Origin of the sequence: Streptomyces durocortorensis (genome assembly GCF_016901035.1) — a bacterium.
Classification (GTDB): Bacteria; Actinomycetota; Actinomycetes; order Streptomycetales; family Streptomycetaceae; genus Streptomyces; species Streptomyces durocortorensis.
Map to the genome: position 1 here is coordinate 1 of NZ_JAFEUF010000041.1, position 11321 is coordinate 11321.

11 protein-coding genes and 1 pseudogene are annotated in these 11321 nt (G+C 71.9%); 6 read left to right on the forward strand and 6 right to left on the reverse strand.

Annotated elements, in window-relative coordinates:
* Positions 1 to 126: 126 nt before the first annotated feature.
* Genes JS521_RS11175 through JS521_RS11185 form a run of 3 tightly spaced genes read right to left on the reverse strand, consistent with a single transcriptional unit; the run spans position 127 to position 2132 of the window.
* Positions 127 to 882, reverse strand: a complete 756-nt coding sequence (locus tag JS521_RS11175; protein WP_205082573.1) for an SDR family NAD(P)-dependent oxidoreductase — start codon at positions 880 to 882, stop codon at positions 127 to 129.
* The gene (locus tag JS521_RS11180; protein ID WP_205082574.1) at positions 879 to 1862 is read right to left on the reverse strand and encodes a 3-oxoacyl-ACP synthase III family protein; all 984 of its coding nucleotides are present in this window, start codon (positions 1860 to 1862) and stop codon (positions 879 to 881) included. Before JS521_RS11180 ends, JS521_RS11175 begins: the two co-directional genes overlap by 4 nt.
* 9 nt (positions 1863 to 1871) lie before the next feature.
* A complete protein-coding gene (locus tag JS521_RS11185; RefSeq protein WP_205082575.1) occupies positions 1872 to 2132 on the reverse strand; it encodes a hypothetical protein in 261 nt (86 codons plus the stop codon).
* Positions 2133 to 2337: 205 nt separating this feature from the next.
* Between JS521_RS11185 and JS521_RS11190 the strand changes: the two genes are divergently transcribed.
* The 6 genes and pseudogenes from JS521_RS11190 to JS521_RS37375 form a co-directional block, all read left to right on the forward strand.
* Entirely contained in the window at positions 2338 to 3222 is an 885-nt protein-coding gene (locus JS521_RS11190; protein ID WP_205082576.1) for an SAM-dependent methyltransferase, read from the forward strand.
* Positions 3223 to 3227: 5 nt separating this feature from the next.
* Positions 3228 to 4739 (forward strand): flavin-containing monooxygenase, encoded by a 1512-nt coding sequence (locus JS521_RS11195; RefSeq protein ID WP_205082577.1) that lies wholly within the window; start codon positions 3228 to 3230, stop codon positions 4737 to 4739.
* A 40-nt stretch (positions 4740 to 4779) separates the two neighbouring features.
* Positions 4780 to 6288: an FAD-binding protein gene (locus JS521_RS11200; RefSeq protein WP_307847843.1), complete on the forward strand. Its 1509-nt coding sequence runs from the start codon at positions 4780 to 4782 to the stop codon at positions 6286 to 6288.
* Positions 6289 to 6353: 65 nt separating this feature from the next.
* Positions 6354 to 6854 carry an SRPBCC family protein gene (locus tag JS521_RS11205; RefSeq protein WP_205082578.1) on the forward strand — a complete coding sequence of 167 codons (501 nt, stop codon included), beginning with the start codon at positions 6354 to 6356 and terminating at the stop codon, positions 6852 to 6854.
* Complete coding sequence (locus JS521_RS11210; protein ID WP_205082579.1) at positions 6851 to 7732, forward strand: alpha/beta fold hydrolase; 882 nt, start codon at positions 6851 to 6853, stop codon at positions 7730 to 7732. Before JS521_RS11205 ends, JS521_RS11210 begins: the two co-directional genes overlap by 4 nt.
* Positions 7701 to 8381, forward strand: a pseudogene (locus tag JS521_RS37375) (4'-phosphopantetheinyl transferase family protein); the annotation flags it as partial. The gene JS521_RS11210 and the pseudogene JS521_RS37375, both read left to right, overlap by 32 nt.
* Positions 8382 to 8755: 374 nt before the next feature.
* Here the strand turns inward: JS521_RS37375 and JS521_RS11220 are convergent.
* The 3 genes from JS521_RS11220 to JS521_RS11230 form a co-directional block, all read right to left on the reverse strand.
* Positions 8756 to 9748 carry an AraC family transcriptional regulator gene (locus JS521_RS11220; protein WP_205082580.1) on the reverse strand — a complete coding sequence of 331 codons (993 nt, stop codon included), beginning with the start codon at positions 9746 to 9748 and terminating at the stop codon, positions 8756 to 8758.
* 190 nt (positions 9749 to 9938) lie between these two features.
* On the reverse strand, positions 9939 to 10448 hold the full coding sequence (locus tag JS521_RS11225) for an anthrone oxygenase family protein (RefSeq protein WP_205082581.1): 510 nt from the start codon (positions 10446 to 10448) through the stop codon (positions 9939 to 9941).
* 57 nt (positions 10449 to 10505) lie between these two features.
* On the reverse strand, positions 10506 to 11141 hold the full coding sequence (locus JS521_RS11230) for a hemerythrin domain-containing protein (RefSeq protein WP_205082582.1): 636 nt from the start codon (positions 11139 to 11141) through the stop codon (positions 10506 to 10508).
* Between the last annotated feature and the right edge of the window lie 180 nt (positions 11142 to 11321).

The window sequence follows — 11321 nt, forward strand, 5'->3', positions numbered from 1 at the left end:
CCCCGGCGCGGCCCGCGCGGGCGCGGGGTTGGCAAACCGCACCCCCCCCCCCCCCCCCCCCCCCCCCCCCCCCGGGGGGGGGGGCCCCCCCGGGGGGCCCCCCCCCCCCCACTGCCGTGCAACGGCTCACATGATGGAGACACCACTGTCGATGCTGATCACCTGCCCGGTCATGCAGTCCTGGTCGAGGAAGAGCGAGACGCTCCGGGCGACCTCCTCGACGGTGACGAACCGCGGGACCGGCGCCTTGCGCGCCATGTCCGACACGATGCTCTCCGGCAGCTGGTCGGTCATGCCCGTGATCATGAACCCGGGTGACAGCGCGTTGACCGTGACCCCTCGCCGGCCGCACTCAGCCGCCAGCGCACGGGTCATGCCCATCACTCCGGCCTTGGACGCGGAGTACGCGGTCTGCCCCGCGGTGGCGATGAAGCCCGACGGCGATACGACGTTGACGATCCGGCCCCAGCGCTGCCGCAGCATGTACGGCAGCGCGGCCCGGCTGGTGTGGAACGATCCCAGCAGGTTGGTGCGGATGACCTCGTGCCAGTCGTCCGGGGCCTGCATCGCCATCAGGGCGTCCTTGCGGACCGCTCCGTTGTTCACCACCACGTCGATCGGGCCGAGAGTCCGCTCGACCTCCTGGCAGAGACGCTGTGTCTCCTCCCACGAGCCGACGTCCGCGCCGACCACGACCGAGTCGTTCGTCAGTTTCTCGCTCACCGCCCGGGCCTGGTCGGCCGAGCTGCGGTAGTGGACGGCCACCCGGCAGCCCAGTGCGTCCAGTTCGACCGCCAGCGCCTGCCCGAGGCCGCCCGACGCGCCGGTGACCAGGGCCACCGGCGCATCGGGGCGCTTGCCCGCCTGCTGTGCTCCGCTCACGTGGCGCCTCCCCAGCGCATCAGGACCGAACCCCAGGTCATGCCCGCCCCGAACCCGGCGAGCAGGACCAGCTCTCCCGCCTTGATCCGATCCGCCTCCAGGGCCTCGGTGAGGGCCAGCGGGATCGAGGCCGACGCGGTGTTGCCGTACCGGTCCAGGTTGGTGATCAGGGACTCCGGGCGCAGACCCGAGTGCTGCATCACCGAGTTGATGATCCGGATGTTCGCCTGGTGCGGGATCACGTGATGCACCTCCGCCGGAGCGACCTTCGCGCTCTCCAGCGTCTCGCGCACTGTTCGCACGGTGTAGCGGACGGCGTTGAGGTAGATCTCGTTGCCCTTGATCTGTGCGAAGTGGAGCCCCTGCGCGACCGTTTCCGGCGTTGTGGGCATCCGACTTCCGCCCGCCTGCACCTTGAGTGCATCTGCACACGATCCGTCGGCGCCCAGATTCCAGGCCAGAACAGGATCTTCCGGACCCGGTACGAGGACCACCGCGGCCGCTCCGTCGCCGACCAGGATGGACAGGTCCCGGTCGGCGGGGTTGGCGGTCAGGGTGTGCGTGTCCGACCCGATGAGCAGGATCGGACGACGGTCCATGCGCAGGATGCCCATGGCCGCGACCAGCCCGTAGACGAAGCCCGCGCATTCGGAGTTGACGTCCATCGCCCCGCCGGCGATTCCCAGGTCGTGGTGGACGAAGGCGGAGGTGGCGGGAGAGGGCTGCTCGGGTGTGGCCGTGGCCACGATCAGATGGGCGATGTCGGCGCCGGTCAGCCCCGCCTTGGCCAGAGCCGCGCGGCCCGCTTCGACGGCCAGGGAGGCGGTCGTCTGGCCCGGGTCGACCGCCCTCCGCTCATGGATACCGCAACGGCTGACGACCCAGTGCTCGTCGACCCCGAAGCGCTCGGCCAGTTCCGTACTGGTGACGACCCGCTCGGGCAGGGCCTTGCCCCACCCCGCGATGGCGAATCCACTCATGGTCCCGCCTCAGGCCTCGGCCGGCTGCGGCGTGAGGTCGACCAGCTTCGCGTACACGTCCCGCATCGTCGTGCTGTCGTCCAGCTCCGCGAAGAGCGACTCGTCCGCGGGAATGTCGGGGTGCTCGTTCTGGAAGTTGTACAGCCACTCCATCAGGTCCAGCGAGTCCACACCCGGGATGTGCCGGATCGGCGCGTCGGGCGTCACTTCGGTGGCTCCGGAGACGGCGGCGAGCTGCTCCGAGAGAACCTCGACAGTCGGCAGTGCCATGATTTGTTCCTCTCTCAACGCGGCGTACGGTCGTGACGGCATGCAAGCCGCTCCTCGCAATCGGTCCGCAACAAGACGGTCACACGCTGCTGTTGCGGACCGATTGCACAGGTCCGCTTGGCTCCCTCACAGCACGGTTCGGAACCCGAAAGCCGGCCGAGCGCATCTGCGCCCGGCCGGCAGAAGCTGCGAGGAGAGGGCGAGGATGGCGACGATTGCCTCCCACACCGCGGAGCCGGAGGTGGACGCAGTCCGCCACCACTACGAGGTGGGAAACGAGTTCTACCGGCTGCTGCTGGGGCCCAGCATGATGTACAGCGGCGGCTACTGGCAGGAGGGCGAGGGCCTCACCGAAGCCCTGGACCTGGCGCAGGAGCGCAAGCTCGACGCGTTCGCCGAGCTGGCGGACGCCGCGGGCAAAAACCGGGTCCTGGACATCGGCTGCGGCTGGGGCACCCTGATGGACCGGCTGACGCGGAAGCACGGCGTACGCGAGGCGGTCGGTCTGACGCTGAGCCGCACCCAGGCCGACTTCATCGCGGGCCTCGACAACCCGGCCCTCACCACCCGGGTGGAGAGCTGGTCGGAGCACAGCGCCCCGGGCACCTACGACGCGGCGTTCTGTGTCAACGCGCTGGAGCACTTCGTGCCCTCCAGCCTGTCACCGAAGGAGCGCACCAAGCGCTACCGGTTCTTCTTCCAGCAGGTCCACGAGGCGCTGGTGCCGGACGGCCGGTTCGTCCTGCACACCATGACCGCCGAGGCCCAGCCGATCGGCCGGAAGATCCTGGCGGACCTCAAGTTCCTCCAGCGTTCCGAGTTCGCCGGAATGCACATCCCGCACCTGCACGAGCTGGCAGCCGCCGCCGAGGGCCTGTTCGAGGTGGTGGAACTGGTCAACGAGCGTGAGGCGTTCGCCCAGGCCTGCCGTGCCTGGCTGGTGCTGCTCGCCGAGCGGCGCGAGGAGGCCGTGGCGCTGGAGAGCGAGGAGGTGGTGGCCCGCTTCGAACGCTACCTGGACATCTTCGCGTACACGCTGGAGGACCGCTTCTTCAACAACTTCCGGCTGACGCTGGCCCGTAAGGGGTGACCGGCATGGCTCAGGCACCCCTGGACCCGGCCCGCGACCTGCGGGTGGCGGTGATCGGCAGCGGCTTCTCCGGGCTCGGCACCGCGATCCGGCTGATGCAGCAGGGCATCGACGACTTCCTGGTCTTCGAGCGGGCCGACGAAGTCGGCGGCACCTGGCGCGACAACACCTACCCGGGCTGCGCCTGTGATGTGATGTCGCATCTCTACTCCTTCTCGTTCGCCCCCAACCCGAACTGGAAGAGCACCTTCGGCAAGCAGCGGGAGCTCTTCGACTACCTGCGCGACTGCGCCGACCGGTTCGGGGTGCGCTCACGCATCCGCTTCCGGCACGAGCTGACCGAGGCGCGCTGGGACGACCTGCGCAAGCGGTGGCTGATCTCCACCACGGGCGGCGACTACACAGCCCGGGTCCTCGTCACCGGCACCGGCTACCTCAGCGAGCCGGCCGTCCCGGACATCCCCGGTCTCTCCGAGTTCCAGGGCGAGGTCTTCCACTCCTCGCGGTGGCGGCACGACCTGGACCTCACCGGCCGCCGGGTCGCCGTGATCGGCACCGGGGCGTCCGCCATCCAGTTCGTCCCCGCCATCCAGCCGGAGGTCGGACAGCTGGACCTCTACCAGCGCACCCCGCCCTGGATCGGCCCCAAGAACGACAAGGCCAACAGCGCCCTCCAGACCAAGCTGCTGACCTCGGTCCCCGGCTACCAGCGCTTCCGCCGGAACTTCAACATGTGGGGCCGGGAGATCCTGGCGTTCGTGATGGCGCGTCCCGCCGTCGCCGGGAAGATGCAGAAGATGGCGTCCGACCACCTCAGGAAGAGCGTGCCGGACGAGGCGCTGCGGGCCCGGCTCACCCCGGACTACGTGATGGCCTGCAAGCGCCTGCTCTTCTCCAACACGTACTACCCGGCGATCCAGCAGCCCAACGTGGAGCTGGTCACCGACGGCATCGCCAAGGTCACTCCCGACGCGGTGGTCACGGCCGACGGCCGGGAGCGCCCGGTGGACACCATCGTGCTGGGCACGGGGTTCGAGGCGGTACGCCGCCCGATCGCCGAGCGCGTCTTCGGCCGGAACGGCGTCGGTCTCAAGGACGCCTGGAACGAGGGCATGAGCGCACTGCGCGGTACGAGCGTGGCCGGTTTCCCCAACCTCTTCATGCTGCTCGGGCCGAACACCACACTGGGCCACTCCTCCCAGGTGATCATGATCGAGGCTCAGATCGCCTATCTGCTCGACGCCCTCAAGACGATGGACCAGCGCGGTCTGGCCAGCGTCGAGGCGCTGCCCGAGGCCCAGCGCGCCTACAACGACAAGCTGGACCAGCGGCTGGACGGCACGGTGTGGAACGCCGGGAACTGCCGCAGCTGGTACCTCGACGAGCACGGCCGCAACCCGTCCATCTGGCCTACCTACACGTGGCGCTTCCGCCGTGCCACCAGTCGGTTCGACCCCGCCGAGCACCTGCTGAGCACCAGCGAGGACCTGCGGGCGACCACGCCCGCCGCTTCCTGACAGCCGTCCGCGTGACCGACGAGACATGGAGTCCTTCCCCGTGAACCTGCACACCCCTTCCCGAAGAGCAGTGCTCGGCACGGTCGGCGCCGCCGCCACGGTGATCGGCTGGAACGCCACCACCGGCAGCTGGGCCCACGCAGCCGACACGGCGCGCCGTCCCGGCGACCGCATCGTGTCCGTACCGCAGCTGGACGGCACGCTCACCACGGACACCAGCCAGTTCGGGTCCTACAGCCACGACTTCGGCCGGCTCGTCAACGGCACCGTTCCGTGGGCGGTCCTCACCCCCGGCTCGGTCCAGGACATCGCCAAGATGATCGGCTACGCCCGGACCAACCGGCTGAAGCTGGCGGTCAACGGCCGCAGCGGCACCGGCGGCGACCTGGAGTCCCACTCCTGCTACGGCCAGGCCGCGGTCCCCGGCGGGATCTCGGTCAACGCCCGCGGTATGGCGCGCATCCTGTCGACCGGCAGCGACTCCATCACCGTGGAGGCCGGGGCGACCTGGGCGGAGATCACCGACCATCTGCTCCCCCGCGGCCGCACCCTGCCCGCCCTGCCCGACTACCTGCCGCTCTCGGTGGGCGGCACGATCAGTGTCGGCGGCATCGGGCTCACCATGGGCTCCGAGGGCCTCATCGCGGACACCGTGACCTCGATGACCGTGGTGACCGGAACCGGCGAGGTGGTCACCACCTCCAAGAACCGGCGCTCGGACCTCTTCCGCGCCGCACTGGCCGGCGGCGGTCAGGTGGGTGTCATCGTCAGCGTGACGCTGCGGACCGTCCCGTCAGCCGAACGGGCCACCGTCTTCAGCCTCTTCTACAGCGACGTCACGGCCTTCATGAAGGACTCGGAGATCCTGCTCGCCGACCGGCGCTTCCAGATGCAGGGCGGCGAGATGGTCCGCAAACCGGACGACTCCGGGTGGCGCTACAAGATCGAGGCGGTCGCGACGTACTCCGGCGGGCGCCTCCCCGACCGGGCGCGGCTGCTGTCGGGTCTCAAGGACCTCCGCGCCGAGGCGCACATCGAGGACTACGCGCTGCGCGACTACCTCTTCCGGCTGGACGGCTACGAGGCCTTCCTCAAGGAGGCCGGACACTGGTTCGAGGCCAAGCCGTGGCTGAGCCTCTTCCTGCCGCGTTCCTCGGCAGCCCGCTTCCTGCGCCTGGTGGAGAGCCAGCTCACCCCGGAGAGCCTGGGCGCCGGGGTGCTGCTCACCTACCCGTACCCGACGTCCAAGGTCAACGCGCCCATGGCGGTGCAGCCGAGGGACAGGACCGGCTACCTCTTCGACCTGCTGCGCTTCCCGAACCCGGGAACCAGCGACGCCGAGATCGCGCGGATGGTCAAGCAGAACCGGTGGCTGTACGACCGGGCCGTGGAGCTGGGCGCCAAGCGCTACCTCGTCGGAGCGGTGCCGGATCTGACCGCCGCGGACTGGCGGCGCCACTTCGGCAGCAGCTACGGGGCACTGTGCGAAGCGAAGCGCCGCTTCGACCCCGGCAACGTCCTCACCCCCGGCCAGGGCTTCTTCGGCTGACCGAGCACGGCCCGGGGCCGCTCCTGCGGGAGCGGCCCTTCCCGTTCATCCCCCTGGAGGAGCAGTTGAAGACATACGAGCTGGTCGACGAGGCATGGCTCACCGCCGGTCCGGACGCGGTCTGGGAGGCCCTGCTGGGCGAGCTCTCGGGCAGGGCACGGTGGTGGGTGCCGGACAACACCTTCGAGCCGGTGGACGGCGCTCCGGACCGGGTCGGTGCGCTGACCCGGATCACCGTCCACACCAAGGGTGTCGACAAGGGCGGCAAGAAGCTGCGGTTCACCGCGCGCACCACCGCCGTACAGCAGGCGGAGCGACTGGCGCTGGAGTACGTGGAAGGGGCCTTCCGCGGCACCGCGGAGTTCACGCTCACCCCGCTGGAGGACGGCGGCACCCGGCTCGTGATGTTCTTCCGGGCCAGTCCGCAGGGCCAGCTCGCCTTCCTCGCACGCCTGGTGGATGTCGGCGCGATGCACACCCGGGCTACCCGCGCCGCGTTCGGCAGGCTCAACCAGCTGCTGTCCGTCAGCACGCCCGCCACCCCCGCGGCCGGAGGTGCGCGGTGACGACGCCCGAAGCCGGGGAGGTCTTCCTGACCGCCGGGGACGGCGGACGCCTGGCGCTCTCCGTGCTGCGCCCGCTGGAGCGGAGGGACGAGGAGCTTCCCGTGGTTGTGCTGGCGCACGGGTGGGGCGGCAGTCGCAGGATCTGGAGCCTGGTGACCGACCGTCTGCTGCGCAGCGGTTTCCCGGTGGTCTCCTACGATCTGCGCGGCCACGGCGCCTCGACCGTGGGGTCCTCGGGGGTGAGTGCCGAGGCCATGACCGCCGACCTCGCGACGGTCGTCTCGTACGCCGGCGGCGCGCCGATCGTCGTCGGCCACTCCGGGGGCGGGTTCGCGGCCCTGTCCCTGACGGCTGCGCCGGGGCCGGGCACCGGACCGGTGGGCCTGGTGCTGGTCGCTTCGGCGGCGCACGACCAGGACACGCCGGAGAAGGAGGCCGCCATGATGGAGGCCCCGCTCTTCTCCTGGGCCCTGCGGCGGCCCGTGCTCGGGCGGCTCCTGCTCGGCCAGATGACGGGTACGGCGCTGGATTCCCGGTCCCGGGAGGTGAACCGTCAGGTGTTCGCCGGGACCGCGCCGGCGGTGCGCGCCGCCTGTTTCCGTTCCTCCCGGGGCATGGACCTCCGGGCGGCGTCGGCCGCCCTGCGGATTCCGGTCGCGGTCCTGGCCGGGGAGAAGGACAAGGTCATCCGGCCGGAGCTGGGGCGGGAACTGGCTGCCGCGCTGCCGGACGCCACGTTCACCCCCCTGCCCGGTGCCGGACACGTCCTGCCGCTGGAGAGCCCGGACGCGGTGGTCGCGGCGGTCCTGCGGGTGCACCGGGCGTTCGTCGGCCGGTCCCGGAGCGATGAGACCGTGCATCGGACGGGATCCCGGTGACCGGTGGCCCGCAGCGCTCCACACCTCGGGGGCGGGCCCGGAAGGGCGCGCGGGGCGCGCGGGCTTCCGGCCGCGGTCTCGAGGTGCTCGGGGCGGGCGGCAGGCCGTGATCGGGCGGGTCGTACCGGAGGGAGTAGCGCGGGCGGAGGCGTTCGACGACGCGCTGCCCGGCCTGCCCGACCCCCGGGAGCTGGCGCTGCTGCGCGGGCGGCCCGAGGCGACCGTCCGGCGGTTCGCCGCCGCGCGGGCCTGCGCCCACCGGTGTCTGGCCCAACTGGCCGTGCCCCCGGTTCCGTTGCTGCGTACCCCGGACGGCGGGCCGAAGTGGCCGCCCGGTGTCGTCGGGAGCATCACGCACTGCGCCGGGTACCGGGGCGCGGTGGCCGCCCGCGACGACGTGTGGGCGGCGCTCGGGGTGGACGCCGAACCGGCGCTGCCGTTGCCGGCCGGACTACTGGGCCTGGTGGCGACGGACCCGGAGCGGCGCATGGTGGCGGAGCTGTCCCGGCGAACGCCGGAAGTCCCCTGGGACCGCTTGCTGTTCAGCGCGAAGGAATCGGTCTACAAGGCCTGGCACCCGGCCACGGGCCGATGGATCGGAACCCGCGCGGTCGAGGTGGCGCTCACCGCCGACGGCTCCCTCACAGCCCTGGTGCGTCCGGAGCGGACGCAACCGCCCCCGGTGCGAAGGCGATCAGCCGTGACCGCGTCCGAAGACGGCGTACCACGACCGGTGGGCGGCGCGTACCCCTACCGGGGCCGCTGGCACATGGGGGACGGCTTGCTGCTCACGGCGGTGGCCGTACCGGGCATCGGAACCGTGCGGGGGGGGGGCGGCGCGGCGGCGGCCCCGGCGAGCCGGGAGGGCAAGACCACCCCGGGGCCCCCCCCCCCCCCCCGGGCCCCCCGCGGCTACCCCCACCCGGGCCCGGTGCAGCGGGGGGGCGGGGGGGGGGCCCCGGGGGGGGCCCGGCCCCGCCCCCCAACCCGCCCCCGGCCGGGCGCCCGGGCGGGCGGCACGGCTCAGCGTCTGAGCATCACCGTCCGGCCGTCGGAACCGGTGGCCAGGACCTCCTCCGAGCGCTTGCCCCGGCGGTACTCCTGGGGACTGACACCGCGCTCGCGTTTGAACGCGGCACTCAGCGCGAACGGCCCCGAATAGCCGACCTGTTCGGCGATCTTGGCAACCGAGAGATCGGGGTCGCGCAGCAGGTCGGAGGCGAGCGTGAGCCGCCATCCGGTCAGGTAGGACATCGGCGGCTCGCCGACCAGCTCGGTGAAGTGACGCGCCAGTTTCGCCCGGGAGACCTCCACGGCGGTGGCGAGCGAGGCGACCGTCCACGGTTCGCTCGGCCGGTCGTGCAGCAGCGTCAGCGCACGGCCGACGACGGGGTCGCTCTGGGCGCGGAACCAGAGCGGCGCGCCGGTGCCGGGCTCGGCCAGCCAGGAGCGCAGCACATTGATCAGCAAGAGGTCGAGGAGCCGGTCCAGAACCACTTCCTGGCCGATGTCCTCCTGGTCCATCTCGGCGGCCAGCATGCCGATCAGCGGTGTCCGGGCGGCGGAGGCGGGTTGCACCAGCAGGGCCGGCAGGCTGGCGAGCAGTCGGCGGCCGACCTCGTTGGGCGCCTGGTAGGTACCGCTGAGCATCACCGTGGAGCCGGAGCGGTGCGGTTCGCCCCAGGTGCGCACGCCCAGCGACATCGTCTCCGTGACGTCCTCGCCGTCGGTGGTGCTGCACCGCTGTTCGGCGGCCACCGTGACGCCGGGCGAAGTGGCCGGGTCGTCGGCGAGGGTGTACGGCTCGGGGCCGCGCAGGACCGCGACGTCCCCGGCGGCCAGCCTCACCGGCTCGGCGCCTTCGCGGAGCACCCACGCCGACCCGTGCAACAGGGTGACGAGCGACAGGGGGGCACGGTCCTCGACCCGCAGTCCCCACGGGGGGTTGAACACGGATTTCAGCAGAAAGGCCCCCCGCGCCTTGGGGCTTCCCAGCAGGCCGCTGAACGCATCCACCACAGTCACCTCATTCCGTTCCGACGTCGTGATCTCGGAGCGCGTCCCGCCCCGGCGGCCGCCGGCCCCCGTAGGCATCGCCGACCGCGGCACGGACCGCGCCCTGAAGCTCGGTCAAGCCTCAGAGCCCTTGTGCCAACGGGCCGGAACCCTCGGCGGTTCCCGATTCCCGGCTCGACACTTCCCGTCATCACGCCCGGGAGACCGCCCGCCGTCGGGCCGCGTCGCCGAGCAGTGCGAGAGCTGCCAGGCAGGCGGCCGTACGGACGGCGTTCGCCTTCCGCCACGGCCCCTCGTAGGCGGTCCTGGCGGCCGTCGCCGCCGACGACGCGGTCGCCGGGGCGGTGCGGAGAGCACGGTTCAGCGGCAGGTTGGCACCGACGGTCACCGCGATGCTCAGACCGTAGAGCACCGCGGCCGCCGTGGCCCGCCGGGCGGCCCTGGCCCGCTCCGCGCGGCGGAGCCGCCGGGCCGCGACACCGGTGGCCACGAACACTCCGAGAAAGAGCGCCCCGAAGGAGGCGCTGTCGTCGAGGGCGTCGTTGAACCGGCGCATCGCGCTCACGAACGCCTCGTCGTCGCGGCGCGCCAGCGCGGGCATCACACCGACGTCGAAGGCGAGGTAGAGACCGGTCATCAGACCGGTGCCGACGGTGGCCGCGAGGAGCGCGGGATCGGTTCGGGAGGAGCTGGGACTCATGATGTCTCTCCGGTCGTTCTGTGGTTCGGGCCCGCCGGCACCGGCGGAGGATCCGGGTCAGGTGGGCTCCAGAAGCCCGGTGACGGAGCGGCGGTAGCTCTTCGAGAGCAGGGTGCGGCCCATCAGCCGCACCGGCCCCGGCATCACCCCGCCCGGGTCGGGAAGTCCGTCCAGCAGCCAGGGCGGCAGGATCCGCTTGACACCGAAGGGCGCAGCGGCCAGGACCCGGCGTTCCAGGGCGGTGAAGACGTCCGGCGGCACCCGGGTGAAGACCGGGAACGTCAGCTCCTCCTCCTCGTGCAGGTGCTGGTGAAGGACCGAGTCGAACATGCCGACGGGACCGTCCAGCGCCTCCGCCCGGCCCGATTCGAGAGCCCGGGTCACCCGCAGCATGGAGTCGTCGAGGGCCACGTGGTCCTGGACCATGAGGTGCGATCCGGCGGCGATCTCGGGGGCATGCTCGATCAGCCCCGGCCAGAGGATCTCGTCCTCGGTACGGTGGTGCCAGTCGACGATGCCCCTGAACTGCCCCCACCACTCCGCGACCGCGGGCAGACCGGACGAGGTCAACAGCGGTACCGCGGCGACCAGTCGGCGAGAATCACGTCGCAGCGCGAGGTGCGTCTGCGCGAATCCGCGCAGATGACGGGGCAGCGCGCCCACCCCTCTGCCCTCCCACGCCGGCCCGTCCATCGCGTCCCTCTTTTCTTCGGGCACTCCGGCGCTGCGCTGCCGGGCCCCCGACTTGTCGGTATGTGGCAACACACGGTCCACAGGTGGTGGGGGGGGGGGGGGGGGGGGGGGGGGGGGGGCCCGAACGCCGGAAGAAAAGGGCGGGGGGGGGGGGGGGGCGGCGCGGGGGGGGGGGCGGGC

Coding starts and splice junctions, on each gene's coding strand:
- JS521_RS11230 (WP_205082582.1), bottom strand. CDS start 11,141: ATGGACGGGCCGGCGTGGGAGGGCAGAGGGGTGGGCGCGCTGCCCCGT.
- JS521_RS11190 (WP_205082576.1), top strand. CDS start 2,338: ATGGCGACGATTGCCTCCCACACCGCGGAGCCGGAGGTGGACGCAGTC.
- JS521_RS11225 (WP_205082581.1), bottom strand. CDS start 10,448: ATGAGTCCCAGCTCCTCCCGAACCGATCCCGCGCTCCTCGCGGCCACC.
- JS521_RS11180 (WP_205082574.1), bottom strand. CDS start 1,862: ATGAGTGGATTCGCCATCGCGGGGTGGGGCAAGGCCCTGCCCGAGCGG.
- JS521_RS11195 (WP_205082577.1), top strand. CDS start 3,228: ATGGCTCAGGCACCCCTGGACCCGGCCCGCGACCTGCGGGTGGCGGTG.
- JS521_RS11185 (WP_205082575.1), bottom strand. CDS start 2,132: ATGGCACTGCCGACTGTCGAGGTTCTCTCGGAGCAGCTCGCCGCCGTC.